The following is a 25,041-nucleotide window of genomic DNA, read 5'->3' as shown; positions in this document are numbered from 1 at the left end:
CGCGCTGGCCCAACATCTTTCGATGAGGGTGTGACCTGCGGATTTTCCGGTTACCAGGCGGTAGGACTCAAATGCCATGACGCACACCGTGCTTGGCTGCACCGCACTCCCCCAACCGTTTTCGGCATCGAGTGCAGCCGGGGTTCCACGTGAATCAGTGCAGTTCGGGGCGGGTCGGGCAGTGATCGACAAGGTCGGCGGCCCGCGGCGATAGGCTCGACAGCGTGACTCTCACCGTCGGCTTCGACCTGGACATGACTCTCATCGATTCACGTCCGGGCGTCGCCCTGGCGATCGACACCCTCGCGCGCGAGTTCGATCTCCCGATGGACGGCTCACACTTCGCCGAGCACCTCGGCCCGCCACTGGCCACGCTGCTCGGCGACGCGGGCGCGCCCGACGATCTGATCCCCCACCTGGTCACCCGGTACCGCGAGCTGTATCCGGACGTCATCGGCCACATCGGCGCCCTCCCCGGCGCCGACGACGCCCTGGCCGCCGTGCGGGCGGGCGGCGGTCGGACGCTGGTCGTCACCGGGAAATTCGAGCCGCACGCGCGCCTGCACGTCGATCATCTCGGCTGGCAGGTCGATCGCCTCGCCGGTGACCTGTGGGCGACCGGAAAGGCCGATGTGTTGCGCGAGGAGTCGGCCCACATCTTCGTCGGCGACCACGCGGGCGATATGCGCGGCGCCAAGGCGGCGGGCGTGGTGGCCGTCGGCGTCACGACCGGACCCTACGACGCCGACGGATTGTGGACCGCGGGCGCCGACGTGGTCCTGGACGATCTCACCCGGTTCGGCGAATGGCTGTCCGATCACGCCTCCGGGCGATAGTCCTCGAAACAGCTTGTGACGCACACCAGTTCCGGAACCCATCCGCGGCCCGGCGCGTTCACCGGTCATGCCGACCGACCCCTACTGGAACCACAACACGCACTACCACCCCTGGGTACTCGATCAGGTGCCCGACACTGCCCGCACGGCATTGGACATCGGCTGCGGTGACGGGTTACTCGCCCGCAAATTAGCGACCCGCTGTGACGCGGTGCTCGGCGTCGACATCGACGACCGGGTCATCGCCAACGCACCCGCCGCCCCCAACGTCCACCTCGAACACGCCGACTTCCGCGACCTCGACCAAACCTTCGACGTGGTCACCGCCGTCGCCACCTTGCACCATGTCCCGGTACGGGAGGGCGTCACCGCCCTGCGCCATCTCGTCGCCCCCGGCGGCACCCTCGCGGTGGTCGGCCTCTGGAAGATGCACCCGGTCAGCGACTTCCACTATCTCCCCCTCCTGCCCGCGATCTGGGGCCTGGATCGGTGGCGGCGCCGGTCGCGCGGCGGCCCCGATGTCGCGCTGGCCGATCCACGCGAAACCCTCGCCGAAATCCGTTCCGCCGCCGCCGAACACCTGCCCGGTGCCGAGATCCACCGCCGCCTGATGTGGCGCTACACGCTGCGCTGGCAGCGCCCACGCTGAGCTGTCACCGCGACACCGCTGGCGGACCTGACCCCCTCCGTCGGTCCGTATTGTCCGAATCGATGCGGGAGGTCCGCCCACCCGGTGATACAGTCCGGCAGGATTTTTCGATGGGGAGGGTCAGTCATCAAGGCAACACGGACAGTTGGGTGGCGCACCGGGTTCGGGGGGTCGGCCCGATGAATCGCACCAGGTGGATCATCGCGAGCCTGGTGGCGGTGGTCGCGGTCGTCGTGGCGGTGGTCGTCGTCGTGGTGGTCACCCGCCACGAGGATCCACGTGAATTCGTCGCGGAGAAGTACCGGCGAGCGCAACAACTCGATCAGGCGAACAACGGCCTGGCCTTCCTCGCCACCGCCGCACCGGCCGCGGTGGCCGCCACGATCGCGAAAGCCACCGACCCACGCGGCCGGCGCAATACCGGCGACAACCACTATCTGCGCTTCGACCACGATCTCGTCGCGGTGTCACCGCATGCCGGCGGCTCCCTGATCCTCGTCGACAGCTATGCCAACGGCACGCGCCGCCATCACGCCCACACCAGCGGTTACGGCTGGACCAGCGGCTCCGCGGCGGGCGACTACCGCGGCGGCGGCAGCGACAACGGCGGCAAGTAGTTCATTCGGGGCATCTCGCCCGCACAGCACAGGAGGACACTCATGCTCGCCGACCTGGCGGCGGACGCGGGCGCCGCGCTCGCCTATTCCGCGGTGGGAATCGTGTTGATGGCCGTCGGTTTCGGCGTCGTCGACCTGCTCACCCCGGGCGACCTGCGCGCCCAGATCTGGATCGAACGCAACCGCAATGCCGCGATCCTGCTCGCCTCGAACCTGTTCGGGGTCGGGATCATCGTGGCCGTGGCCATCTGGACCTCGGAAGGCAAGATCGCCGAGGCGCTGCTGTCCAGCGCGATCTACGGCGTGATCGGGCTGGCCGCGATGACGGTGGCGTTCGTGCTGCTCGACGCGCTCACCCCCGGTGACTTCCGGGCCGTCGTCGCCGACGCCGAACCGCATCCGGCGGTGTGGGTCACGGCGTCGGCGCATGTCGCGGTCGCGCTGGTGGTGGCCGCGGGCCTGACCTGATGCCCCGGCACCGCCTGGCCAGGGCGGCGCTGCTGGCGACCGTGTTCGTCTGCGCGGCATGCGGTTTGGTGTACGAGCTGTCGCTGGTCACCCTGGGCAGTTATCTGATCGGTGACACCGCCGCGCAGGCGTCGATCACGTTGAGCGTGATGGTCTGTTCGATGGGTGTCGGCGCGCTGCTGGCGAAACCGCTCCGGTCGCGTGCCGCCGCGGCTTTCGTGGCCGTGGAACTGGCATTGGCCGTCGTCGGCGGCCTGTCGGTGGCTGCCCTGTACGCCAGTTACGCGTGGCTCAATATCTATACCGGCACGCTGGTGCTGGCGTCGGCTGTGATCGGGATGCTCGTCGGTGCGGAGATTCCGTTGCTGATGGAGTTGCTCCAGGACATCCGCGAGCAGGAGGCCGGCAGCGCGGTCGCCGACCTGTTCGCGGCCGACTACGTGGGTGCGCTGCTGGGTGGCCTGGCGTTTCCGTTCCTGCTGCTGCCGGTGTTCGGGCAGATCCGCGGCAGCCTGGTGGTCGGGGTCGTGAACGCGATCGCCGGACTCGCGTTGGCGTTCTTCTTCTTTCGCGACACGATGACGCGCGGCGCCCGCCACACCCTGATCGCCGCGACCGTCGTGGTGGCTTGCGGACTGACCGGAAGTTACCTCTACGCGGACCGTTTCGAGGCGACCGCGCAGCAGGCGCTGTTCGCCCACCCGATCGTGTGGCAGACGCGCACGCCCTATCAGCAGATCGTGCTCACCGAATCGTTCTCCCCGTTCGCCACCACCGACACCCGCCTCTATCTCAACGGCGGACTCCAGTTCTCCTCGGTCGACGAATACCGCTATCACGAGGCGCTGGTGCATCCGGTGCTGGCGGGCCCGCACCGTTCGGTGCTGGTGCTGGGCGGCGGCGACGGCCTCGCGCTGCGTGAGATCCTGCGCTATCGCGACATCGCCGAGGTGACCCTGGTCGAACTCGATCCGGCGATGATCGAGCTGGCCCGCACCGACGACCGGCTCACCGATCTCAACCGCCGCGCGTTCGACGACCGACGCGTTACCGTGGTCAACGCCGATGCCTTCACCTGGTTACGCAGTGCCCCAGGGCTTTTCGACGCGGTGATCGTCGACCTGCCCGACCCCGACCAGACCTCGGTGGCCAAGCTGTACTCGCAGGAGTTCTACGCGATGACCGCCAACGTGCTGGCCCCCGGCGCCCGCATGGTCGTCCAATCGGGCTCGCCCTTCTTCGCCCCGCGCTCCTTCTGGACCATCGACGCCACCGTGCGCTCCGCGGGCCTGCACACCACCCCGTATCACGTGGACGTCCCGAGCTTCGGCGACTGGGGCTTCGTACTGGCCTCGGCCGGCGCGGCGCCGGCTCCGTCCCTGCGCAGCCCCGGCCCCCTGCGTTCCCTGGACGAGACCACCCTCACCGCGGCCACCGTCTTCCCACCGGACCGCCGAGCGGTCGACCCCGAGGTCTCGACGTTGATGCGGCCGGTGATCCTGGATCTGCAACGCCAAGAATGGCGTTGAGCTCAGACCTGCCCCGAACAAGCCAGGTGCGTACCGACGACGACTAGCCCGAGGAGGGCGACCGCCGCCGACAACGCCGGGGCCGGTTCTCGCACCAACCGGGTCGCGCCGCCCCGCACTGCGACACCTGCCCGCCCGAGCCTGGTTCCGAGGGCTGGACGCCCCGTGGTCTCGTTGTCCGCGCGGCCGCGCAGCTTCCGGCGGACGACGCCGAGCAGAGCGAGGACGAGTGCGGTGATCAACATCGTCTTGCCTTCCCGCTCAACGAGTTCCGACAGCAGCACGCGACGACTTCGCGGGCCGTCCGGGGGCGGTGACGATGCCGAACGCGATCAGACTGTCGGCGGTGTCGCGCACGGTGTCCTCGATCGGGCGCATGGTCCAGCCCAGTTCGCGGCGGGCCTTGTCGGCGCTGACGTGTTCGGTGCGGCCCAGGACCGGCACGGTCAGGCGCACACCTTTGTCGAAGACGGCGACCAGGCGGATCACCCAGTTCGGCAGGACCCGGGTGGGGACACGGAAGCCCTCGGCGGCGTAGTCGCGGGCCAGCAGGCCGGCCAGCTCCCCCATCCAGAGCGGATCGGCCGCGCAGATGTATCGATTGCCCGCGGCCTCGGGGACTTCCATCGCCAGCCGGTGCGCCACGGCGAGGTCGCGCACGTCGACGGGGGTCCAGCCGGTTTTCACCGAACCGGGGACGTCGCGGGCCAGCAGTCTGCGGACCGGCTCGTGGGAGGTACTGGTCCTGGCCTCGAGCAGCGGGCCCAGGATCATGCCGGGATTGACCACCACCAGTTCCAGATCCGATGCGGCGGGCAGGGATTCGACGAAGTCCCAGGCCGCGCGCTCGGCGAGGGTCTTGCTCTTCTGATACGCGGGAATGCGCTCGACCACCGACCAGTCGTCCTCGGTGCGCACTTCGTCGGTGTCGTGGCCGTAGGCGACGGCGGCGACCGAGGAGGTCAGCACGACGCGGCGGACACCGGCGGCCGCTGCGGCGCGCAGCACTCGCAGGGTGCCCTGCACCGCGGGCTCGATCAGGTCCTGCTCGTTCTCGGGCGGTGTCGCGGGGAACGGCGAGGCGACGTGCAGCACGGTGTCGCAGCCGGTGACCGCCGCGGCCCAGCCCGCGTCGTCGTCGAGGGAGGCGGCGACGAATTCCAGCTCACCCCCGGTGCGGCGGGCGAGTTCGGTCAGGTGGGCGCGGGTGGCGTGCGCGGCGAGGTCGCGCACGGTGGCGCGGACGGCGTAGCCGTGGTCGAGGAGTTCGGCGATGCAGTGGCCGGCGACGAAACCTGTCGCGCCGGTGACGAGTACCCGGGTGGTCATGGTGATCATCCATTCCGTCGATTCGGTGGAGCACACATCTAAGCGATGCTCAATTAATCTAAACACTGCATAGATTTGCTGTCCAGTGCCAATTCCGGCGGCGGTCTCGCATACGCTCGGAGGGTGAAGCGCACCAGTTACCACCACGGCGATCTGCGCGCCACGCTGATGGATGCCTGCCTGCGCCTGATCGAGAGCGAGGGCCTGGCCGCGGTGAGTCTGCGCCGGGTCGCCAGGGAGGCCGGAGTCAGCAGCGGCGCGCCCTATCACCATTTCGCCGACCGCGCCGCGCTGCTCTCCGCCCTCTCGATCGACGGCTTCCAGCAATTGGCGGCCTATCTGACCGCCGCCAGGGCCACGACCACCGACCCGCTGGCGGCCCTCACCGAACTCGGCGAGGCCTACGTGCGGTTCTCCCGCGAACACCCGGCCCAGTTCCGGCTCATGTTCCGGCCCGAACTGTCCCAGCCGGAAAAACACCCCGACGCCCACGCCGCCGGCGACGCCGCCTTCGACGTGCTGGTCCGGACGGTCGCCGACTGTGTCGCCGTCGGGGCGCTGCCCGCCGATCGCGCCGAAACCCTCGCCGTCGCCTGGTGGGGACTGGGACACGGGCTGGCATCGCTGTGGCTCGACGGACATCTCGAAAAGCGCAGTGAACAGATGGGCACGCACGCGCCCGAACTCGTCGACACGATCATGCGCACCTTCACCGCGCTGATCGCGCCGGGCCCGGCCACCGACTGACGCGCCGCCGATATTCCGGCGTCCCGGTGCGTGCACTCACCTAGAGTGGGTACGACCGTCTTTGTCCTCGCGTACCCGTTTCGAGCAGGAGGCCCGATGTCCGGCACCGCGAAACTCGATCCCGTGGTCGAAGCGTTTGTCGACGCGCTCAACGCGCAGGACACCGACCAGTTCTACGGTGTGCTCACCGAGGACGCGACGATGTCCGATGACGGTGTCGAACGCAATCTCGCCCAGTGGACCGAGGCCGAGATCTTCAGCAGCAACGGACATCTGGTCGTGGACACGGTCGACTCCGACGACGGCCTCGCCCTCACCGCCGACTACACCAACAGCCGGTGGGGTTCGATGCGTACCACCTGGCAGTTCGTCCTGCGCGACGGGCTGATCAGCCGATTCGAAACAGGACAGGCGTGAGCGACGATCTTCTGCTGACCCCGCGTTACGGCACAGCCGCACTCTCCGATCTCCTCCCGTCGGTACTCAGCTGCCTCGGCGTCCCCGGCGAGACCGACCGGCTCGGCCTCGATCTCGATGTCGACCGGGTCTGCGTACTGCTCGTCGACGGGCTCGGCGCACAAGCCCTGGCGGCCGAATCCGCAGCGGCTCCGTTCCTGACGAGCCTGCCCGAGACGAGCATCGACGCCGGGTTCCCGAGCACCACCGCGACGAGCCTGACCACCCTCGGCACCGGCCTGCCCGCCGGCGAGCACGGCATCGTCGGCTACTGCATGCGCCTGCCCGGCGAGGAACGCCTGTTCAATTCGCTCAGATGGCAACTCATGGGCGACGGACCGAAGGTCGACGCACGCGCCACGCTCCCACCGGACCGGATCCAGCCGCATCGCACCGTCTTCGAGCGCGCCACCGAGGCGGGCATCGCCGCCGTGCAGGTCGCACCGAGCTACCAGGACGGTTCCGGCCTCACCTTGGCCGGCTGGCGCGGCGGCAAATTCCGCACGGCCTACTCGGTCGGCGATCTCGTCGACGGAGTTCTCAACGCCCTTACCTCGGCACCGAAAACCCTGGTCTACACCTATCATTCGGAACTCGACACCACCGGCCACGCCCGCGGGCCCGCCAGCCGGGCATGGCGGTTCGAACTCGCCAATGTCGACCGGATCGCCGCCGAGATCGCCGCGCGCCTGCCCGCTCGCTCGGCGCTGATCGTCACCGCCGATCACGGCATGATCGAACTGCGCGAGCGCGTCGACTTCGACACCCACCCGCACCTGTCGGACAATGTCGCGGCACTCGGCGGTGAACCACGCGCCCGCCACGTCTACACCGACGACCCCGCCGCGGTCGCCGGCACCTGGCGCGGCGTTCTCGGGAGCGGATTCCTGGTGCGCACCCGAGACGAGGCGATCGAGGCAGGTTGGTTCGGCCCGGTCGTCACCCGCGACGCCGCCGCGCGCATCGGCGATCTCGTCGTGATCGCGAGCGGCGACGGCGGTGTCGTGCGGTCGGGTGCAGAACCACTGCAATCGATGATGCTCGGCCACCACGGCTCGCTCACCGCCGCCGAGCTGCGGGTTCCCCTGCGAATCCACCGCGCCTGAGCACCACCGCATAAGCTGGCGTCGACGCGCAACCGCGCGCAGCGAACCATTCCAGGAGGAATCATGCACGCCAACACCCGAACCGGCGCCGTCGCGGTGGGCGTCGCGGTGCTGGCGGCACTGGCCACCGGATGCGCCGAGGTCGAGCGAGTGCTCAACCAGGGCGGTGACACGAGCTGTCGCGACTACGTCAACCAGGACGCGAACACCAAGCGGATCACCATCACCAAGGCGATCAAGCAGCAGACCGGCAACGACAACGAACCGGCGGGCACCGTCGTCGACTCGATGATCGTGCAGGTCGATTTGCTGTGCGCGACTCAGCGCAATGTCGACACCCCGATCAAGAACGCCGATATCGCCGGGATCTTCCTGAACAAGTAGTCAGCGACGTCAAGGCGACGCGACAGCCCGGCGACCGGTGACCGGTCGTCCTCGGCACAAACGTTCCCGCGGCGGTGGCACAGCTGATAGACAGTAAGCGCCACACCCGTTCTCGTCGCTGGAACGGTGCGTCACCGACGAGCAGGGAGTGAACGTGGGCGAGGAACTGGGAAGGGCACCAGGCGCCCACAACGACCCGATCGCCGGACCGCACCGGCCCGAACGGCTCTCGGACTACCGGGTCGAACTCGAGAAGCAGTGGAACCGCCTCGCCGCACCCTCACGCCCGCTGACCCTGCCCCGCGACACCGGCGCCGTACGCAACGATGTCGCCAAGTCGTGGCAGCGTTCCCTGCACACCGTCGACCCCGCCACCGAGGTCGCTCCCGGATTCAACGACATCAGCGACCGCTGGTCGGAATCCCCGCTGCGCAGGCCGGTCACCGAACTCGCCGGTCAGCTGCGCGGAATGGCCGAGGAATCGGGCTACCTCGCAGTCGTCAGTGACGAATCGGGCACCATCCTGTGGACCGCGGGCGATCGCACGCTGCGCCGTCAAGGAGAAGCGGTGAACTTCGCGCCGGGTGGGGTCTGGGACGAAAGCCATATGGGCACCAACGGGTTATCGCTGGCCCTGCACGACGACAGGGCCGTCACCGTGTTCTCCGCCGAGCATCTCGTCGCCGCGCTGCACGGCTGGGTCTGCTACTCCGCGCCCATTCACGGCCCCGACGGCCGCACGGTGGGTGTGCTCGATCTGTCCTCGACCTGGGAACGTTCGCATCCGATGGTGATGACCTCGGTCCGCGCGCTGGTCACCGCCGTGGAGACGATGCTGCGCGCCGAGGCACCCACCCCGGCGCCGGGTGTTCGGCTCGAATGTCTCGGCGCCGCACGCCTTTTGCGCGACGGTAGACCGGTGCCGTTGCCGCCGCGCCAACTCGAGATCCTGGCACTGCTGGCGCTCGAGCCCGACGGGTACACCCCCGAACAGCTGCACGCCGCGGTCTACGGAGAGCGGTCGGTGTCGCTGAACACGCTCAAAGCCGATGTGTCGCACCTGCGCCGCGCCACCCGCGGCGAGATCACCAACCGGCGCTACATGCTCACCGGCGAGGTGTCCTGCGACGCGGTGGACCTGCTGGCCGCCATCGAGGGCGGCGACCTCACCTCGGCGCTGTGGCTGTATCGCGGACCGCTACTGCCCGGTTCGGATCTGCCCGGCGTCGAACAGTGGCGCGCCCACCTCGATGTCGGCATCCGCAACGCCGTGCTCGGTAGCGACCGGCCCGAGCACGCGGTCGCGTTCGGGCAGCGCTGCCCCGGCGATGTCGCCGTGCACGAGCACGCCCTGCGGCTACTGCCTCGCGACGATGTCCGCCGCGCCGTCGTGACGGCCCGGCTTTTCACCGCACGCCAGGGCTGACCTGCGCAGACGCCGTCACCAACCTCGTACCAACCTTCGCCGACCATAGTGTGGGGCACCACGCAGAGGTCGCGAGGAGCGAGGCGAATGATCTACGGCAAACCCGGATCGGATACCGGCATAGTCAGCTATGCCGCCCGATACGACAACTTCATCGGAGGTGACTGGTCGCCCCCTGTCGAAGGCCGTTATTTCGACAACACCTCACCGGTCGACGGTGAGACCTTCTGCGCGGTGGCCCGTTCCACCGCCGCCGACATCGACATGGCGCTCGAGGCGGCACACCGCGCCACCGAGCGCTGGGCAGCGACCTCGGTCACCGAGCGGGCCGACATCCTGCTCAAGATCGCCGACCGGATCGAGAACAGTCTCGAACCGCTGGCCGTGGCCGAGACCTGGGACAACGGCAAACCGGTGCGCGAAACCCTGGCGGCGGACCTCCCGCTGGCCGTCGATCACTTCCGGTATTTCGCGGGTGTGCTGCGCGCCCAAGAGGGATCGCTGTCCCAGATCGACGCCGACACGGTCGCCTATCACTTCCACGAACCGCTCGGTGTGGTCGGGCAGATCATTCCGTGGAACTTCCCGATCCTGATGGCCGCCTGGAAACTCGCGCCCGCGCTGGCGGCGGGCAACTGCGTGGTCATCAAACCGGCCGAACAGACACCGGCGTCACTGCTGCTCGTCGTCGAACTCATCGCGGATCTGTTGCCCGACGGAGTGCTCAACGTGGTCAACGGTTTCGGTGTCGAGGCGGGCAAACCGCTGGCACAGAGCCCGCGGGTGGCCAAGATCGCCTTCACCGGCGAGACCACCACCGGCCGGTTGATCATGCAGTACGCCAGCGAGAACATCATTCCGGTCACTCTCGAACTCGGCGGCAAGAGCCCCAACATCTTCCTGCCCGATGTGCTGGCCGCCGACGACGATTACCTCGACAAGGCCGTCGAGGGGTTCGTCATGTTCGCCCTGAACCAGGGTGAGGTGTGCACGTGCCCGTCGCGGGCGCTGATCCACTCGTCGATCTACGACGAATTCCTCGCCCGCGCCATCGCCCGCACCGAGGCCATCGTGTCCGGTCATCCACTCGACACCGAGACGATGATCGGCGCACAGGCCGGCAACGACCAGTACGAGAAGATTCTGTCCTATTTCGACATCGGCAGAGCCGAAGGCGCCCGCGTGCTCACTGGAGGGGAAGCACGCAAGGTCGACGGTCTACCGGGTGGGTACTACATCGAACCCACGGTCTTCTCCGGTGACAATACGATGCGGATCTTCCAGGAGGAGATCTTCGGCCCGGTCGTCGCGGTCACCCGCTTCGATACCGTCGACGAAGCGATCCGCATCGCCAACGACACCCTCTACGGTCTCGGTGCGGGCGTGTGGACCCGCGACATGAACACCGCCCACCGACTCGGCCGTGGCATCAAGGCAGGCCGGGTCTGGACCAACTGCTACCACGCCTACCCCGCCCATGCCGCGTTCGGCGGCTACAAGAAGTCGGGGTTCGGCAGGGAGAACCACGCGATGATGCTCGGGCACTACCAGCAGACCAAGAACCTGCTGGTCAGTTATTCGACGACGAAACTCGGGATGTTCTGATGCAGAATCGAATCCACCGTGTGGAGATCACCGAGCGCGCCCAGACCCTGCTCCGCCGCCTCATCGAGGACAACGGCCCGGTGCTGTTCCGCCAGGCGGGCGACGGCTGCGACGACGACGCCGCACCGGTGTGCCTGTCGGCCAAGCAGTTCCCGATCGAGAAGGCCGACATCCTGCTCGGCCGGCTCAGCTGGCACACCGAATTCTGGATCAGCGCGGCACAATTCGAATGCTGGAAAGATACCCACCTCACCGTCGATGTGACGCGCGGTGAGGCTGCCGAGGATTCGCTCGAGGCAGGCCAGGGCATGCGCTTCGTGTTGCGCGCCAGGCTGCTGACCGAGGCGGAGCACGCGGCACTGGCGGCCGGGCCGCCACCACGAACGGGCGCCGACCGCACACTGTAGCGGCGCCGCCGAAAACCTGACCTGGCAGCATCTTTCCCGGCGCTGCCAGGTCGCGGCGAGCCCCCGCCGACTGGGCCATCGCGGCTCAGCCGGCGGGGTGAGCTCGCCGTTTTTTCGTTTTCACCCCATATAGCAAATGTGTTCCCGCGCAAACCAAATCGCGTCTCGCTCAGCGAGACACACGCGACAACAGTGCAACGATTCCGTTACGTTATGGCGATGTTCTTAGCGAGACTCGGTGTGCGCACCCGGATTCTGGCGATTGCTCTCATCCCGAGTTTGACTCTGGTGGTGGTCGGCGTCGGTACGGCGGGCTACCTGGTCGAGCAGAGCAACAAGGCCAAGTCGTGGGCCGTGCAGTTGCAGGATGCCGCCGTACCGGCCCGTGAGCTGATCGAGGCGGTCCAATCCGAGCGCCACCTCACCCTGGCCCACATCGCGGGCGACGAGACCGCCGCACTCGGGCTCGCCGCCGCGCGCACGCGCATGGACAGCGCCTTTCGCGGCCTGATCGCCGCCGGTGAGAACCTGCGCGCGATCGACGACTCCAACATCGGCAGCGACAAGGCCGGCTTCGCCACTCTCGGCACCCATCTGGAGGGCGTGCGCAAGGGCGCCGACGCCCGGATGCTGCCGATCGCGGACGCCTACCTGTTCTACAACTCGCTGCTCAACGTGATCATCCAGGGCACCAAGGTCGCCGAGCGCGCGGCGCCCGACGCGGTCGTCGCGACCGGTGTGTCGGAGGGACTGCGCTTGCTCGGTGCCGCCGAGGCGATGTCGCGCAGCAACGCGGTCGCCGCCGCGATGGTGGCCTCGGACGGCGCCTCGACCATCCCACTCGACGAGTTCACCAACCAGAGCGGCCTCTACCACGGCGAAATCGCCAACCTGGCGGCCGGACTCGACGAGCCCGAGCGCGGCGCCGTCGTCGCGTTGACGGCCACCGGGCACTGGCAGCAGCTGAGCGCGATGGAATCCGCTCTCGTGCAGCGTTTCGCGGTGTCGGCGGCCGCCCAGGCGAGCACCTCGACCAGCAAGGCTCCCACCCCCGCCGCACTGCCGATGCCGATTCCCGAATGGCAGAACGCCGCGGCCGAGGTCAACCGGAGCCTGCTCGACTCCTACACCAGCTACAACGACCACGTGCAGAAGCTTGCCGAGGACTCCTCGCGCAAGGCCGAGACCAACGCCGCGCTGGCGGGCGGCGGCGTGCTCGCGCTCAGTGTGCTCGTCTTCCTCATCGCGGTGGTCCTGGCGAACCGGATCATCCGCCGGCTGCGCCGGTTGCGCACCGCGACACTGCAACTCGCCGACGAGCAGCTGCCCGCCACCATGCGCACCCTGCGCGACGGTGGCGAGGTCGACCCGGCCGACACCGCGCCCACCCTGGACTTCGGGCACGACGAGATCGGTCAGGTCGCCAAGGCCTTCGAACACGCCGCCGCCGCGGCGATCGGTGCCGCGGTCGACGAGGCCCGTACCCGCGAGGGCGTGCGCGCGGTGTTCCTCAACATCGCCCACCGCAGCCAGATCGTGGTGCACCGCCAGCTCGAGATCCTCGACGAAGCCGAACGCCGCCAAGAGGATCCAGCCCTGCTCGAGACGCTGTTCCGGCTCGATCACCTCGCTACCCGTGAACGTCGCAACGCCGAGAACCTGATCATCCTCGGCGGCGGCCGCCCGGGGCGGCAATGGCGTCAGCCCGTGCCGGTGATGGACGTGGTGCGCAGCGCCATCGGCGAAACGCTCGACTACGCGCGCGTGCGGGTCACCAAGCTGCCCGAGGTCAGCGTCGTCGGCACCGTCGTGGCCGACCTCGTGCACCTGCTCGCCGAGCTCGTCGACAACGCCACCGCGTTCTCCCCGCCGCAGTCGCGGGTCGAGGCGAGCGGCAATGTGGTCGGCAAGGGCGTGGTCGTGGAGATCACCGATCAGGGCATGGGCATGAGCGCCGACGACCTGGTCCGCTACAACACCATGCTGGCCGATCCGCCGGACTTCGGTGTCGGCACGCTGTCCTCGGACTCGCGCCTCGGCCTGTTCGTGGTCGCCCGGCTGGCCCTCGCGCACGGTGTGTCGGTGCGGCTGAGCGAATCCGATTACGGCGGCATCCGCGCCATCGTGCTGATCCCTCAGCAGTTGCTGGCCGGCGAGGCCGACCTCGCGGGTACGCCACCCACGATGACCGGACCGCTGCGCCGTGGGCTGCCCGCACCGCAGGAATCGGGACCGATCGCCGCCCTCGAATCCGCGCCCGCGCCGGTCGCGACCCTGGTCGCCGATCCACCGACGCCGCGCCCGATGGCACCGGCCCCCGAGGCGCCCGCCGCGCAGACCCCGCGCTACGACACCGGCTCCGACGAACGACCCGCGCTGCCGCGCCGCAGCAGGCAGACCAATCTGGCGCCCGAGCTCGCCGAGCCCGCCGCCGAGGCGCCGCGCGCACCCGAGCGCCCCCGCTCCGCAGAACAGGCGCGCGACATCATGTCCGCGATCGAGAACGGCACCCGCCAGGGTCGCAAACAACAGACCACATCGAATCAGGACGAACAGGAAGGCTGAGGTGAACTCTTCCCCCGGTGATCTCAACTGGCTACTCGACGATCTCGTCGACCGGCTGGCAGGGGTCCGCTACGCGGTCGTGCTGTCCACCGACGGACTGCTGCTCGGACGCTCCTCGCAGATGAAGCGTGAAGACGCCGAACACTTCGCCGCCATGTCCTCGACCCTCTACGGTCTCGCGCGCAGCGCGGGCAGCCGGTTCGACGGTGGCGGCGTGCGCCAGGCGGTGATCGAGCTCGATCGGGCCGTGCTCTTCGTGACCTCGGCCGGTGACAACGCTTGCCTGGCACTGCAAGCCAACGAGTCGGCCAATCTCGGCATGGTCGCCTACGAAATGAATCTCACCGTGCAGCGGGTCGGCAGTTATCTGTCGACGGAGCCGCGGCACGGGCATGCACAGCTATAGAAAGCTTCGACAATGACTCGACTCGGCGATCCGTGGTTCGACGACGCGGCCGGACCCCTGGTCCGGCCGTACGCGGTGACCCGCGGCCGCACCATGGGCGCGGCGCACGACCTGGACATGCTCACGGTGGTGGTAGCGGTACATCCCGCCCCCACCCTGCGCAAACCAGAACCCGAGTACGCGACGATCGCACGCTTGTGCAAACGTCCGCAGTCGGTGGCCGAGGTCTCGGCCGTGCTGAAACTGCCTCTGGCGGTGACCAAGATCCTCGTCGGTGATCTCATCGCCGAGGGCCACCTCATCTTCCGGGCTCCGGTAGCGGCCGAGGCCGGTGCCGGTGACCTCAACATATTGCGAGCGGTTCTGGATGGCATCCGAAAACTTTGACCCGATGTCCGCAGGCGACCAGCACATGGCCGCCTCGGTCAAAATCCTCATCGCCGGCGGCTTCGGCGTCGGCAAGACCACCATGGTGGGTGCGATCAGCGAGATCGCACCGCTGCGGACCGAAGAACTGATCACCGAGGTCAGCACCGGCGTCGACGATCTGTCGGGGGTGGAGCAGAAGCACACGACCACCGTCGCGCTGGACTTCGGGCGCATCACCATCGACCGGGATCTGGTGCTGTACCTGTTCGGCACGCCCGGGCAGGACCGCTTCTGGTTCCTGTGGGACGAGCTGTGCCGTGGCGCCCTCGGCGCGATCGTGCTGGCCGACACCCGGCGGTTGAGCAATTCGTTCGCGGCGGTGGACTTCTTCGAGCGGCGCGGCTTGCCGTTCCTGATCGCGGTGAACTGCTTCGACGGCGCGCCGCGCTACACGGTCGACGAGGTGCGTGACGCGCTGGACCTGGATCCGAACACGCCGGTGATCCTGTGTGACGCGCGCGATCGGCCCTCTGCCAAGGCGGTGCTGACCCACCTGGTCGAGTACCTGATCGACCGCGCCGCACGAACTCCCGTCACCACCTGACCGACTCTGCCGAGCCCGGCGCGGGGACTGCCCGTTCCGCGGCTCGGCTGGTCTGCTCCCAGGCCGACCAGGTGGCCATCTTGGCGCGCGCGAGGTCGAAGGCCAAGTCGTACACCATGTTTCCGAGCAGCAGGCGCAGCGGCGGTTCCTCGGCGCCGACGAGCGTGAGCAGCGCCTCGGCGGCGAGGGCGGGCTCGCTGTCGACCGAGCCCTCGGCCCACTGGGCCTCGAGCTGGGCGCGCAGCGGGGCGTAGTCCTCGATCGGGGTCGTGTTCACCATCGCCGAATACAGGTCGGTCCAGTACCCGCCCGGCTGCAGAATACTCACGCGTACACCGAATTCCGCGGCTTCCATCGCCAGGGCCTCGCTCATGCCCTCGAGCGCGAACTTGCTCGCGGCATACATTCCCGACAGCGGGAACCCGGCGAGCCCGCCGATGCTCGATACCTGCACGATGTGCCCGCCGCGCTGCGCGCGCAACTGCGGGAGCACCGCCTGGCTCACCCAGAGCGCGCCGAAGAAGTTCACCTCCATCTGCGCGCGAGCCTCGGCTTCGGTGAACTCCTCGATCATGCCCATCGAGAGGGTGCCCGCGTTGTTGATCACGACGTCGAGGCGGCCGAAGTGGGCGACGGCGGCATCGACCGCCGCGTGCACCGCAGCACGATCGGTGACATCGACGGTCAACGGCAGTACCCGGCCGGGATGGGCCGCGGAAAGTTCGTCGAGGGCGGATCCGGTGCGCGCGGCGGCGGCGACCCGGTCCCCCGCCGCCAGCGCCGCTTCGGCGAAGGCGCGGCCGAGACCGCGGCTCGCTCCGGTGATGAACCAGACGCGGGATGCGGCGGTGGTCATGACGTTCCTCCTTACCTAGACAAGACGTTGCGTCTCGTCTGATGGTTCGAGGATGCCAGCGGTTCACCACCTTGTCAAGACGCAACGTCTCGTCTCTTTGCTTGCTAGAATGGCGGCATGAGTCAGCAGGTGAACCCCCGGCCGTCGGCCGACGCGACCCGGCGCAACGAAGGATCCCGGCGCGCCATCCTGTCCGCCGCCTTCGACCTGGCGGGCGAGATCGGCTACGACAAGCTGACGATCGAGGCGATCGCCGCCAGGGCAGGCGTCGGCAAGCAGACGATCTACCGGTGGTGGCCGTCCAAGGGCGCGGTGCTGCTCGACGCCTTCCTGATGCTCAGCGAGACCGGCGACGACGCGACACCGGGCCTGCCCGACACCGGCGACCTGGAAGCCGACCTGAAACTGGTCCTGCGCGCGACCGTCGCCGAACTCGCCGACCCCCGCTTCGACCTCCCCCTGCGCGGCCTGACCAGCGCCATCATGCACGACACCGCCCTGGCCGCCACCTACGTCGAACGCCTACAGGGCCCCGTGGACGACCTGAAACGTCGCAGGCTCGCCGCCGCGCAAACCGCGGGCCAGATCGCCCCCGATATCGACCTCGACGTGGCCATCGCGATGATCTGGGGCCCACTGATGGACCGCTGGCTCCTGCGCACCGGCACCCTCACCACCGAATTCGCCGATCGCGTTGTGGAGACCGCGCTGCGCGGACTCCGCGGCTGACCTGACCGAAACCACGTCCCGTGAACGACATTCGGCCTGCACCGCGCGATTGCCGTACCGCTGCCCCATGACCGGCGCGCGCGACGATGACACCGGGGCGAGTTCACCCACGTAGCGACTCGGGTAGCGGAGAACGATCACCTGCGCCGGGTCCGTCCATCAGTGTCAGGTCGCGGCCGTGGACTCGCTCGCCGCAGTGCGAGCAGGTGGGCTCGATGGTGGCGAGGTGGGCGCAGGTGCGGTGCAGGACCTCCACCGGGGGGCCGTTGGGGGCGGCCCATTCGTCGCCCCACTGGCGCATCGCGGTGATCACCTGCCACAGGGAGCGACCCTTGACTGTCAGGCGGTAGTCGTAGCGGATGGGGTTGTCCTGGTAGGGCTCTCTCGTCATGATCTCGTGTTCGACCAGGCCTTCGAGACGTTGAGTGAGGACGTTGCGGGCGATGCCGAGGCGGTCGCGGAACTCGTCGAAGCGGGTGACGCCGAAGAGGGCGTCACGCACGATCAGCAAGGTCCACCACTCCCCGACCACTTCCAGGCACTGGGCCAGGGAACAGTTCATGTCTTCGAAGCTGGTGCGCCGCATGCCCCGAGTCTAGTCGGTTGCATGAAAGAACTCACCCATCTACGTTGAGTTGCATGATGAAACTCACTGGGCGGTTCGGCGCGCGATTCGCCCTCACCGCCACGGACTCCGGGCGGTGGCAGGCCGTGGTCGACGACTCGTGGCGCGGCTGGACCGGCCCACACGGCGGCACGCTCGCCGGGCTCCTGATCGATGTCGCCCAGCGGGCGAGCTCGCGCGAGCACCCCGTGCGCGCCGCGGATGTCCGGTTCCTCGGCCGACCGGCGACCGGCGCGTTCACCCTGCACGCCACCGAACACACCGTCGGGCGCAGCACGACGATGCTGGACGTGGTCGCCGAACAAAACGGTGCGCCGGTCGCCGCGGCCACCGTCACCCTGGGCGCACCGGGCGCGACCACGATCCCCGCCCACAGCGCCAGACCCGCACCCGTAGTCGCGGCCGCACCGGACTGCGCGCTGTTCCGGCTGCCCCCGGAGATCGTGCCCGTCGGCGCGCATTTCGTCATCCGTCCCGCCGCGGGCCCGTTGCCCCTCAGCGGCGCGGACGAGGCGATGATGTGCGCCTGGATCGCACTCGACCCCGCGCTGCCCCTCGACGCGCCGAGCCTGGCCGTCCTCGCCGACGCACTCCCACCGGGACTGTTCCCGCTGCTCACCGCTCCGGTCGCCGTCCCCACCGTCACCCTGTCGCTGCAACTGCACGCCGATCTCACCCACCTCGGCGACACACCCGTGCTGGTCCGCGCCGCGAACGTCGGTTCCGGTGACGGCTGGTCGGTCGACGACACCGATATCTGGGACGGCGACGGCGTGCTGCTCGCCACCGCCCGTCAAACCCGCCGCGTCCTCGGCTGAACGAGAGCTGGAACATGCAATCCACTACCCCGCTCCGGGAGACCAATCCCCGGTTGGTGCTCGCCATCGTCTCCATCGGCGTGCTGTTGTCGAGCCTGGACCTGTTCATCGTCAATGTCGCCATGCCCGCCATGGCAGACGACTTCGGCGCCGGCCTGACCGAACTGTCCTGGGTGCTCAACCTCTATGCCATCGTCTTCGCCGCCCTGCTCGTTCCGGCCGGTCGGCTCGGCGACCGCGGCGGCAACCGCGCCACCTTTCTCACCGGCCTGGCGATCTTCGTGATCGGGTCGGCACTGTGCTCGGCGGCCTGGAACGTGGAGTCGCTCATCGCTTTCCGTGTTCTGCAGGCGCTGGGATGCGCCCTGCTCACCCCGTCCTCCCTCGCACTGGTACTCGCCGCGACACCGCCGCAGCAACGCGCGGGTGCGGTGCGGCTGTGGGTCGCGTTCGGTGGTCTCGGCGCCGCGCTGGGCCCGGTGCTCGGCGGCTTGCTGGTCGAAATCGATTGGCGCTGGGTGTTTCTCGTGAACGTGCCGATCGGGTTGGCGGCGCTCGCGATCGGTGTCCGTAAGCTGCCGTGCCCGCCCGCCGCGGGCGGCCCGCTGCCGGATCTGCTGGGTGCGGGCGCGCTGATCGGGGCGGTCGGGTCGCTGATCCTGGCCGTCGTGCAGGGGCCCGGCTGGGGCTGGACCTCCACCGGGGTCCTCGCCGCGTTCGGTATAGCGATCGTGCTCGGGGTCGTCTTCGCCGTGAGCTCGGCTCGTCATCACAGCCCGATCGTCGACCCCACCCTGCTCCGGGTCCCGAATTTCGTGCTCGCGGGGGCGAATTCGCTGGCGTTCCAGATCGCGTTCGCGGGCATGCTGCTCTCGGTCACGCTCTGGGCGCAGAACGTGTGGGGATGGTCGGCCTTGCAGACCGGACTCGCGATCGCGCCCGGCCCACTGGTCGTGCCGTTCGTCGCCATCGCCGCGGGCAAACTCATCGCCCGAATCGGTGCGGGACCGGTGATCGCGGCAGGCGGGCTCGCCTTCGGCGGCGGACTCCTGTGGTGGGCGCGCGCAGCCGAACTGTCACCGGACTACGTGGGTGGCCTGCTCGGCGGCATGCTGCTGACCGGTCTCGGTGTCGGGCTCACCCTGCCGACCGCGTTCGCCGTCGGCGCGGGAACCCTGCCCCCGCAACGCTTCGCGACCGGATCGGGCGTCCTGAGCATGGCCCGCCAACTCGGCCTCGCCCTCGGCGTCGCACTTCTCGTCGCGCTGCTCGGTACGCCCGACACCCCCGCCGCCACGCTCGACGCCTTCCAGCGCGCCTGGTACGTGACCGCCGCGATCGCGGTTCTCGCCGGACTCATCGGCTTCGCCGTGCGGACCCGATCGCAGGCCGGACCACCGATCGAATCGCCCGGCCACACTCCGGAGGCGACCGAAAGATCCGGGGGCGCGGCAGTGTCCGCGTGACCCCGAGCGGTCGGCGACCACGATGTCGCCGGCCGCGTCCTCCGGTCCGCTCAGCCCCAGGTCGCCTGATCGGGGACCGAGGAATCGAAGATCACGTAGAAGAAGTGACCGGGAGTCAGCTCGTTCATGTCGTGCCAGCGGCCCCAGGGGTCTCGCTGGTAGTAGTTCTCCATCCCGGTGCCGTCGTCGTAGCAGACGATGTTCGAAGTCCCGAACGGACTCCAGTACACCTGCGTGCCAGGACGTGGCATCTCCAGCGGGGTGCGGAACAGGTGACTGCACGGCGTGATGACGGGGTCGTAATAGCTGGGCTGGGCGGCGGCGGTGGCCTGCCCGGCGATCCCGGCGACGGTGACAGCGGCGACCGCGAGGCCGAGACGAACGGTGGAACGCATCGAATCTGCTCCTGACCTGAGCGGAAATGAAGGCTCTTCGTATCGCGAAGGATATTACGCCCGATCGCCGGTCGGCACGGAAATCCGACCACAGACGGATCTGCCGAGCGGTTCGGTCGCGCTACCGTGGCAGGAGCGGGTCGGCGGAGGGTAGGAAAAGCTGTGGACAGCACGACAATCGCACGGCAGTGCACACTGTGTGAAGCGCACTGCGGGATTCTGGTCACGGTCGAGGATTCACGGGTCACCCGCGTCGAGGGCAACCCGGACGACGTGCTGTCGAAGGGCTACATCTGCCCGAAGGCGACGGCCATGGGCGGTCTGCACCACGACCCCGACCGGCTGCGGACACCGATGCGCCGGGTCGGCGACAGCTTCGAACCGGTGGGCTGGGACGAGGCATTCCGCGAGATCGGCCGGCGTTTGCGCGCGGTACGGTCCGCGCACGGTCCCAGCGCCATCGGGATGTACATCGGCAACCCGGCCGCGCACAGCTCCTCGGTGATGTACGGAGCGCTGCTGCGGGCCGTCCTGCTGACCCGCAACTTCTTCTCCGCGTCCTCGATCGATCAGTTCCCGCAGGAGTTCGTCGCGTGGCGGATGTTCGGCTCGAACGTTCTCATGCCGATCACCGATATCGACCGCACCGACCGGCTGGTGGTGCTCGGCGCCAATCCCGCGGTGTCCAACGGATCGATCACCACCATGCCGGGCGCCAAATCGCGCATCAAAGCGGTCCGCGCCCGGGGTGGCACCGTCGTCGTGATCGACCCGCGCCGCACCGAAACCGCCCGGCTGGCAGACGAACACGTGGCGGTCCGGCCCGGCGGCGATGTGTACCTGCTGCTCGCGATGCTGCATGTGCTGATCACCGAGCAGCTGTGTGACGAACGGGCGGTCCGCGCGCTGTGCACCGGCTGGGACGAGCTGGCCGCACTCGTCGCCGACACCACTGTGGAACGCATGGCGCCACTGGCGGGCGTCGACGCGGACACCATCAGACGGCTGGCCCGTGACCACGCGGCGGCACCCTCGGCGGTGTTGTACGCGCGAATCGGGGTGTGCCAGCAGGTGACGGGCACGCTCACCCACTGGCTGGTCAACACGATCAACGCGGTCACCGGCAATCTCGATCGCGCGGGCGGTCAGATGTTCGCCACCCCCGTCGTCGACGCCGCCCGTTACGCGAAGTACCTGCCCATGGGACACGGCGCGTGGACCGACCGCTCCGGTGCGCACAAGTCGTTCCGCAGCGAACTGCCGGTCGCGGTCCTCGCCGAGGAGATCCGCGCCGAAGGACCGGGCCAGATCAAAGCGATGATCACCTACGCGGGCAATCCGGTGCTCTCGACACCCCAGGCCGACAAGCTCGACGCCGCGCTGGATTCCCTGGATTTCTACGTGGCCGTCGATATGTACGTCACCGAGACGACGCGGCACGCCGACTTCATCCTGCCGCCGGTCTCGGCGCTGGAACGCGAGGAACTGAGCCTGCTGTTCCCGATCTTCAGCGTTCGCAACAACGCCCGCTACGACGCCAAGGTGTTCGAACCGCCGTCCGACGGTTTGGAGGACTGGCAGATCCTGGCGCGATTGGTGACCGAAATGGTCCCGCTGCCGGTACGACGGTTCACCGGACGCGCGCTCAACGCCGCGTTCGAACAGTTCAGCCCCCTGCGACTGACCGCGGCCGCCGTCGCGACAGGCCCCTACGGAGTCCTGCGTCGTGGACGAAACGGGCTGACGCTCACAAAGATTCGGGACGCGGCGGGCGGTGTCGACCTCGGTCCGTTGCGGCCACGGCTGCCCGAACTGATCGGCACCAGCGACCGCAAGACACACTTGGCGCCCACGGATTTCCTGGCGGCGGTGCGCACAGTCCTCGACGACGCGACCACGGCGGCCGAACCCGGCTACGACCTCCAGCTCATCGGACGGCGTCACCTGCGCAGCAACAACTCCTGGCTGCACAACATCCCGTCGATGGTGAAGGGCCGCGACCGCTGCACCGTGCTCATCCATCCCGACGACGCCGCCGCCCGCGGTCTCGCCGACGGCGATCCGGCCACGATCGAATCCCCCGTCGGTTCGATCGTGGTTCCGGTGGAGATCAGTGCCGATATTCGCGCCGGGGTGGTGGCGATCCCCCACGGATGGGGCCATCGCGAACCCGGGGTCGGCTGGTCCGTCGCGGCGGGCCTGCCGGGCGCCAATGTCAACCTGCTGCACGACCCGGCCCGCACCGACCCGCTCTCCGGCACGTCGGCGGTCAACAGCACGTGGGTGCGGGTGCACCCGGTCGCGACCGAAACCCCGGACGCCACACCACGATCCGAGGTCGCCGCCGCGCGGCGGTGAACCCGGCTACGAAGTCGGGTCCACCGCGCCGGGGTCAGCGAAAGCGCAGGTTCGCGGTGGCGAGACCGAAGATCTTGCGGCCGCCGGACTTGGCGACGATGGCGATCACCGCGCTGCGGGTCTCGGGGTCGAGGGACTTCACGCGGCCGGTGTACTCGACCTGGCCGCCCTCCCGGCCGACGATGGTGTAGGTCGACAGGCGAACGCCGTAGCGGGTGACGGCGCCGGGGTCGCCGGACCACGTGGACACGAAGCCCGCGCCGAGACCCATGGTGAGCATGCCGTGGGCGATGATGTCGGGCAGGCCCGCCAGCTCGGCGATCTTCTCGTCCCAGTGGATGGGGTTGCCGTCGCCGGAGACGCCGGCGTAGTTGACGAGATCACCGCGCGAGACGCGCGCGTCGCGCAGCGGGAGTTCGTCTCCGACGGTGAGTTCGTCGAACGACATCGTGGTGCTGGGGACACGGGCGGCGCCCTCGACCGACAGCACAACCTCACCCTCGGGACGCAGGGTGGTCTCCACCACGGCGCTCTTGTCGGCGCTGTAGATGCTCACGCCGTGGAGCATGATGTTCTCCACCGCGGCGGTGATCGCGGGATCCACGCCGTCGTCCCCGGTGATGCCGACGACCGTGGTGTGCATGATGTGCACGGTCTCACCGAGCTCGTCGACGAAGGTGTTGGTGACGGTGATCAGGTCCTTGCCCGCGATCGTGCGCACCGAGGTCAGCTCGACATCGACCACGAGCCGGTCACCGGCCACGATCGGCTTGTGCTGTTCGAAGACCTGCTCGGTCTGCACGAACATGTCGTAGCCGACGACCACCGTTTCGAACAGCAATTTGTTCGCCGCCATAGCCGGGATGGAGACGAACGTCAGCGGCGCGACCAGACCCGGGTAGCCGAGCGCGGCAGCGGCCTCGTCCTCCCAGTGGGCGGGATGGAAGTCCTGGACGGCGCGCGCGTATTCGCGGATCTTCTCGCGACCGACCTCGTAGACGCCCTCTACCCGGTAGTAGTGCCCTACCTTCGACGCGGTGTCAGGGCCATCGACGGGCGGGGCATCGACTACGGAAGTCACTATGAATCACCTTCGTTCGGGGAACGGACACCCGGCAGGCTAGTCGACGCGCAGGCGGACCGGGCATTCCTTGGCACAGTTCACAGTTCTGTGCCCTTCCACCGCGGTCAGAAGGAGGGTACGTCGCTGGTGCTGGCGTTGCCACCGATCGAAGGCTGCAGCGTGATCTCCCAATCGGAGTCGCCGTCGAACGGGTCGTCGAACTTCTGGAACTCGCGCTCGCGGGTGAAGGCCAGCGTCGCCTCGTCCCAATCCTTGCCGGTCTTCAGATAGACGTAGTACGTGCCGTCGATCCCGGTGAGGGTGGCGTTGGAATTGCCCTGCACGTAGATGGTGGCCTGTGGCTTCTTGGGATCGCCGTTGGTCACCACGACCGCGAAGTCGTCGCTGTTGCCGTTGACGATGTCGAGCTTGCCCGCACCGACCAGCCCGTCCTGCTGAACCACCGCTCCGTTCTCGCCACGACGGTTCAGCACTGGCGCCGCGGGAGTGGTCGCGCGCACTGACGTGGTCGCCGTCGGCGAACTGCTCGCCGGCGCGGCGTCGACGGACTGTCCCGACTCGCATCCAGCTACCAGAAGGACCACCGCGATCGCGGACACGGCATACCACTGACGATTCGACATCGTTCCCACCCCATGCTCATGGACCGGACTCCCCGATCCGGTCTTCCTCGCCAGTATTGCGTGAATTGCCCGGTATGTCATCACAACTCATCCTGGAAACCCGCCCCCACATCATCTGGAATGAGTCATGATCTGGAATGTGTCCACCACATCGGACTTCGAACAGATGCTGCGCGCAGCCTCACTGCGCGTCACCGCGCCACGCCTGGCGGTGCTCACCGCAGTGCACCAGCATCCGCATGCCGATACAGACACCATTCTGAGCCGAGTCAGAGCCACCCTCGGGGCCGTCAGCCAGCAGGCCGTCTACGACGTACTGCGGGCACTCACCAGCGCCGGGCTGCTCCGGCGGATCCAGCCGATGGGCACCGTCGCGCGCTATGAGACCCGCGTCGGTGACAACCATCATCACCTGGTGTGCCGATCCTGTGGGGTGATCGTCGATGTCGAGTGCGCCGTCGGCGACGCACCCTGTCTGACTCCCCTCGACGACCGCGGTTTCGTCGTCGACGAGGCAGAAGTCATCTACTGGGGCAGGTGCCCCGACTGCACGACATCACCATCACTCTCCTGAAAGGATTCAC

28 protein-coding genes are annotated in these 25,041 nt (G+C 68.4%); 21 read left to right on the top strand and 7 right to left on the bottom strand.

Features of this window, described 5'->3' with window-relative positions; genetic code table 11:
- Positions 1-224: 224 nt before the first annotated feature.
- The 5 genes from ACWF99_RS10735 (at position 225) to ACWF99_RS10715 (ending at position 4,099) form a co-directional block, all read left to right on the top strand.
- A complete protein-coding gene (locus ACWF99_RS10735; RefSeq protein WP_378627635.1) occupies positions 225-836 on the top strand; it encodes an HAD family hydrolase in 612 nt (203 codons plus the stop codon).
- 67 nt (positions 837-903) lie between these two features.
- On the top strand, positions 904-1,485 hold the full coding sequence (locus ACWF99_RS10730) for a class I SAM-dependent methyltransferase (protein WP_378627633.1): 582 nt from the start codon (positions 904-906) through the stop codon (positions 1,483-1,485).
- Between the two features lie 179 nt (positions 1,486-1,664).
- On the top strand, positions 1,665-2,102 hold the full coding sequence (locus ACWF99_RS10725; RefSeq protein WP_452535688.1) for a DUF4247 domain-containing protein: 438 nt from the start codon (positions 1,665-1,667) through the stop codon (positions 2,100-2,102).
- Between the two features lie 42 nt (positions 2,103-2,144).
- On the top strand, positions 2,145-2,570 hold the full coding sequence (locus ACWF99_RS10720; RefSeq protein WP_378654643.1) for a DUF350 domain-containing protein: 426 nt from the start codon (positions 2,145-2,147) through the stop codon (positions 2,568-2,570).
- Entirely contained in the window at positions 2,570-4,099 is a 1,530-nt protein-coding gene (locus ACWF99_RS10715) for a polyamine aminopropyltransferase (RefSeq protein WP_378654646.1), read from the top strand. The genes ACWF99_RS10720 and ACWF99_RS10715 overlap by 1 nt, the downstream gene beginning before the upstream one ends.
- Before the next feature lie 2 nt (positions 4,100-4,101).
- On the opposite strand, the gene ACWF99_RS10710 is transcribed toward ACWF99_RS10715, so the two are convergent.
- Entirely contained in the window at positions 4,102-4,344 is a 243-nt protein-coding gene (locus ACWF99_RS10710) for a hypothetical protein (RefSeq protein ID WP_452535687.1), read from the bottom strand.
- A 16-nt stretch (positions 4,345-4,360) separates the two neighbouring features.
- Positions 4,361-5,428: an NAD-dependent epimerase/dehydratase family protein gene (locus tag ACWF99_RS10705; RefSeq protein WP_452535686.1), complete on the bottom strand. Its 1,068-nt coding sequence runs from the start codon at positions 5,426-5,428 to the stop codon at positions 4,361-4,363.
- A gap of 123 nt (positions 5,429-5,551) precedes the next feature.
- Between ACWF99_RS10705 and ACWF99_RS10700 the strand changes: the two genes are divergently transcribed.
- The 11 genes from ACWF99_RS10700 to ACWF99_RS10650 all read left to right on the top strand — a co-directional run bounded on the left by ACWF99_RS10700 (position 5,552) and on the right by ACWF99_RS10650 (position 15,503).
- Positions 5,552-6,175, top strand: a complete 624-nt coding sequence (locus ACWF99_RS10700; protein WP_378627623.1) for a TetR/AcrR family transcriptional regulator — start codon at positions 5,552-5,554, stop codon at positions 6,173-6,175.
- A 96-nt stretch (positions 6,176-6,271) separates the two neighbouring features.
- The gene (locus ACWF99_RS10695; RefSeq protein WP_301900910.1) at positions 6,272-6,592 is read left to right on the top strand and encodes a nuclear transport factor 2 family protein; all 321 of its coding nucleotides are present in this window, start codon (positions 6,272-6,274) and stop codon (positions 6,590-6,592) included.
- Positions 6,589-7,737: an alkaline phosphatase family protein gene (locus ACWF99_RS10690; protein WP_452535685.1), complete on the top strand. Its 1,149-nt coding sequence runs from the start codon at positions 6,589-6,591 to the stop codon at positions 7,735-7,737. The genes ACWF99_RS10695 and ACWF99_RS10690 overlap by 4 nt, the downstream gene beginning before the upstream one ends.
- Positions 7,738-7,800: 63 nt before the next feature.
- A complete protein-coding gene (locus tag ACWF99_RS10685) occupies positions 7,801-8,121 on the top strand; it encodes a hypothetical protein (protein WP_378627619.1) in 321 nt (106 codons plus the stop codon).
- Between the two features lie 154 nt (positions 8,122-8,275).
- Positions 8,276-9,547 carry a transcriptional regulator gene (locus ACWF99_RS10680; protein WP_378627617.1) on the top strand — a complete coding sequence of 424 codons (1,272 nt, stop codon included), beginning with the start codon at positions 8,276-8,278 and terminating at the stop codon, positions 9,545-9,547.
- 87 nt (positions 9,548-9,634) lie between these two features.
- Positions 9,635-11,152: an acetaldehyde dehydrogenase ExaC gene (gene exaC, locus ACWF99_RS10675; protein WP_378627615.1), complete on the top strand. Its 1,518-nt coding sequence runs from the start codon at positions 9,635-9,637 to the stop codon at positions 11,150-11,152.
- Complete coding sequence (locus ACWF99_RS10670) at positions 11,152-11,559, top strand: DUF779 domain-containing protein (RefSeq protein ID WP_378627614.1); 408 nt, start codon at positions 11,152-11,154, stop codon at positions 11,557-11,559. The genes exaC and ACWF99_RS10670 overlap by 1 nt, the downstream gene beginning before the upstream one ends.
- Positions 11,560-11,778: 219 nt before the next feature.
- On the top strand, positions 11,779-14,124 hold the full coding sequence (locus ACWF99_RS10665) for a sensor histidine kinase (RefSeq protein ID WP_378627612.1): 2,346 nt from the start codon (positions 11,779-11,781) through the stop codon (positions 14,122-14,124).
- A 1-nt stretch (position 14,125) separates the two neighbouring features.
- Positions 14,126-14,530: a roadblock/LC7 domain-containing protein gene (locus tag ACWF99_RS10660; RefSeq protein ID WP_067453425.1), complete on the top strand. Its 405-nt coding sequence runs from the start codon at positions 14,126-14,128 to the stop codon at positions 14,528-14,530.
- 12 nt (positions 14,531-14,542) lie between these two features.
- Positions 14,543-14,917 (top strand): DUF742 domain-containing protein, encoded by a 375-nt coding sequence (locus ACWF99_RS10655; RefSeq protein ID WP_378627610.1) that lies wholly within the window; start codon positions 14,543-14,545, stop codon positions 14,915-14,917.
- Complete coding sequence (locus ACWF99_RS10650; RefSeq protein ID WP_101467406.1) at positions 14,898-15,503, top strand: GTP-binding protein; 606 nt, start codon at positions 14,898-14,900, stop codon at positions 15,501-15,503. The genes ACWF99_RS10655 and ACWF99_RS10650 overlap by 20 nt, the downstream gene beginning before the upstream one ends.
- On the opposite strand, the gene ACWF99_RS10645 is transcribed toward ACWF99_RS10650, so the two are convergent.
- Positions 15,493-16,359: an SDR family NAD(P)-dependent oxidoreductase gene (locus ACWF99_RS10645; protein ID WP_452535684.1), complete on the bottom strand. Its 867-nt coding sequence runs from the start codon at positions 16,357-16,359 to the stop codon at positions 15,493-15,495. The two genes, ACWF99_RS10650 and ACWF99_RS10645, sit on opposite strands and share 11 nt — an antisense overlap.
- A gap of 117 nt (positions 16,360-16,476) precedes the next feature.
- Between ACWF99_RS10645 and ACWF99_RS10640 the strand changes: the two genes are divergently transcribed.
- A complete protein-coding gene (locus tag ACWF99_RS10640; RefSeq protein ID WP_452535683.1) occupies positions 16,477-17,088 on the top strand; it encodes a TetR/AcrR family transcriptional regulator in 612 nt (203 codons plus the stop codon).
- A 103-nt stretch (positions 17,089-17,191) separates the two neighbouring features.
- Here the strand turns inward: ACWF99_RS10640 and ACWF99_RS10635 are convergent, their stop codons facing one another.
- Positions 17,192-17,674: a winged helix-turn-helix transcriptional regulator gene (locus tag ACWF99_RS10635; RefSeq protein WP_452535682.1), complete on the bottom strand. Its 483-nt coding sequence runs from the start codon at positions 17,672-17,674 to the stop codon at positions 17,192-17,194.
- A gap of 53 nt (positions 17,675-17,727) precedes the next feature.
- Between ACWF99_RS10635 and ACWF99_RS10630 the strand changes: the two genes are divergently transcribed.
- Together ACWF99_RS10630 and ACWF99_RS10625 are read left to right on the top strand one after the other, a co-directional pair.
- Positions 17,728-18,531 (top strand): thioesterase family protein, encoded by an 804-nt coding sequence (locus tag ACWF99_RS10630; RefSeq protein ID WP_452535681.1) that lies wholly within the window; start codon positions 17,728-17,730, stop codon positions 18,529-18,531.
- Positions 18,532-18,545: 14 nt separating this feature from the next.
- On the top strand, positions 18,546-19,997 hold the full coding sequence (locus ACWF99_RS10625; RefSeq protein ID WP_452535680.1) for an MFS transporter: 1,452 nt from the start codon (positions 18,546-18,548) through the stop codon (positions 19,995-19,997).
- Positions 19,998-20,047: 50 nt separating this feature from the next.
- On the opposite strand, the gene ACWF99_RS10620 is transcribed toward ACWF99_RS10625, so the two are convergent.
- Positions 20,048-20,392 carry a hypothetical protein gene (locus tag ACWF99_RS10620; protein ID WP_452535679.1) on the bottom strand — a complete coding sequence of 115 codons (345 nt, stop codon included), beginning with the start codon at positions 20,390-20,392 and terminating at the stop codon, positions 20,048-20,050.
- Positions 20,393-20,554: 162 nt separating this feature from the next.
- On the opposite strand from ACWF99_RS10620, the gene ACWF99_RS10615 reads away from it, so the two are divergent.
- Entirely contained in the window at positions 20,555-22,750 is a 2,196-nt protein-coding gene (locus tag ACWF99_RS10615; RefSeq protein WP_452535678.1) for a molybdopterin oxidoreductase family protein, read from the top strand.
- A 34-nt stretch (positions 22,751-22,784) separates the two neighbouring features.
- On the opposite strand, the gene ACWF99_RS10610 is transcribed toward ACWF99_RS10615, so the two are convergent.
- Positions 22,785-23,831, bottom strand: coding sequence for a fused (3R)-hydroxyacyl-ACP dehydratase subunits HadA/HadB (locus ACWF99_RS10610; protein ID WP_378627597.1), 1,047 nt, complete (start codon positions 23,829-23,831; stop codon positions 22,785-22,787).
- A gap of 107 nt (positions 23,832-23,938) precedes the next feature.
- The gene (locus ACWF99_RS10605; protein ID WP_452535677.1) at positions 23,939-24,457 is read right to left on the bottom strand and encodes a hypothetical protein; all 519 of its coding nucleotides are present in this window, start codon (positions 24,455-24,457) and stop codon (positions 23,939-23,941) included.
- Between the two features lie 139 nt (positions 24,458-24,596).
- On the opposite strand from ACWF99_RS10605, the gene ACWF99_RS10600 reads away from it, so the two are divergent.
- Complete coding sequence (locus tag ACWF99_RS10600) at positions 24,597-25,031, top strand: Fur family transcriptional regulator (RefSeq protein WP_056809750.1); 435 nt, start codon at positions 24,597-24,599, stop codon at positions 25,029-25,031.
- Positions 25,032-25,041: the final 10 nt, after the last annotated feature.

Source organism: Nocardia sp. NPDC055002 (genome assembly GCF_053608825.1).
This window is presented reverse-complemented; position numbering and strand designations above follow the sequence as displayed.

What these genes read in the sequence shown, in the direction of transcription:
- ACWF99_RS10730 (WP_378627633.1), top strand. Translation starts at nt 904, where the DNA reads ATGCCGACCGACCCCTACTGGAACCACAACACGCACTACCACCCCTGG.
- ACWF99_RS10725 (WP_452535688.1), top strand. Translation starts at nt 1,665, where the DNA reads ATGAATCGCACCAGGTGGATCATCGCGAGCCTGGTGGCGGTGGTCGCG.
- ACWF99_RS10720 (WP_378654643.1), top strand. Translation starts at nt 2,145, where the DNA reads ATGCTCGCCGACCTGGCGGCGGACGCGGGCGCCGCGCTCGCCTATTCC.
- ACWF99_RS10715 (WP_378654646.1), top strand. Translation starts at nt 2,570, where the DNA reads ATGCCCCGGCACCGCCTGGCCAGGGCGGCGCTGCTGGCGACCGTGTTC.
- ACWF99_RS10710 (WP_452535687.1), bottom strand. Translation starts at nt 4,344, where the DNA reads ATGTTGATCACCGCACTCGTCCTCGCTCTGCTCGGCGTCGTCCGCCGG.
- ACWF99_RS10705 (WP_452535686.1), bottom strand. Translation starts at nt 5,428, where the DNA reads ATGACCACCCGGGTACTCGTCACCGGCGCGACAGGTTTCGTCGCCGGC.
- ACWF99_RS10695 (WP_301900910.1), top strand. Translation starts at nt 6,272, where the DNA reads ATGTCCGGCACCGCGAAACTCGATCCCGTGGTCGAAGCGTTTGTCGAC.
- ACWF99_RS10685 (WP_378627619.1), top strand. Translation starts at nt 7,801, where the DNA reads ATGCACGCCAACACCCGAACCGGCGCCGTCGCGGTGGGCGTCGCGGTG.
- exaC (WP_378627615.1), top strand. Translation starts at nt 9,635, where the DNA reads ATGATCTACGGCAAACCCGGATCGGATACCGGCATAGTCAGCTATGCC.
- ACWF99_RS10670 (WP_378627614.1), top strand. Translation starts at nt 11,152, where the DNA reads ATGCAGAATCGAATCCACCGTGTGGAGATCACCGAGCGCGCCCAGACC.
- ACWF99_RS10665 (WP_378627612.1), top strand. Translation starts at nt 11,779, where the DNA reads ATGTTCTTAGCGAGACTCGGTGTGCGCACCCGGATTCTGGCGATTGCT.
- ACWF99_RS10655 (WP_378627610.1), top strand. Translation starts at nt 14,543, where the DNA reads ATGACTCGACTCGGCGATCCGTGGTTCGACGACGCGGCCGGACCCCTG.
- ACWF99_RS10650 (WP_101467406.1), top strand. Translation starts at nt 14,898, where the DNA reads ATGGCATCCGAAAACTTTGACCCGATGTCCGCAGGCGACCAGCACATG.
- ACWF99_RS10645 (WP_452535684.1), bottom strand. Translation starts at nt 16,359, where the DNA reads ATGACCACCGCCGCATCCCGCGTCTGGTTCATCACCGGAGCGAGCCGC.
- ACWF99_RS10640 (WP_452535683.1), top strand. Translation starts at nt 16,477, where the DNA reads ATGAGTCAGCAGGTGAACCCCCGGCCGTCGGCCGACGCGACCCGGCGC.
- ACWF99_RS10635 (WP_452535682.1), bottom strand. Translation starts at nt 17,674, where the DNA reads ATGCGGCGCACCAGCTTCGAAGACATGAACTGTTCCCTGGCCCAGTGC.
- ACWF99_RS10630 (WP_452535681.1), top strand. Translation starts at nt 17,728, where the DNA reads ATGATGAAACTCACTGGGCGGTTCGGCGCGCGATTCGCCCTCACCGCC.
- ACWF99_RS10625 (WP_452535680.1), top strand. Translation starts at nt 18,546, where the DNA reads ATGCAATCCACTACCCCGCTCCGGGAGACCAATCCCCGGTTGGTGCTC.
- ACWF99_RS10620 (WP_452535679.1), bottom strand. Translation starts at nt 20,392, where the DNA reads ATGCGTTCCACCGTTCGTCTCGGCCTCGCGGTCGCCGCTGTCACCGTC.
- ACWF99_RS10605 (WP_452535677.1), bottom strand. Translation starts at nt 24,457, where the DNA reads ATGTCGAATCGTCAGTGGTATGCCGTGTCCGCGATCGCGGTGGTCCTT.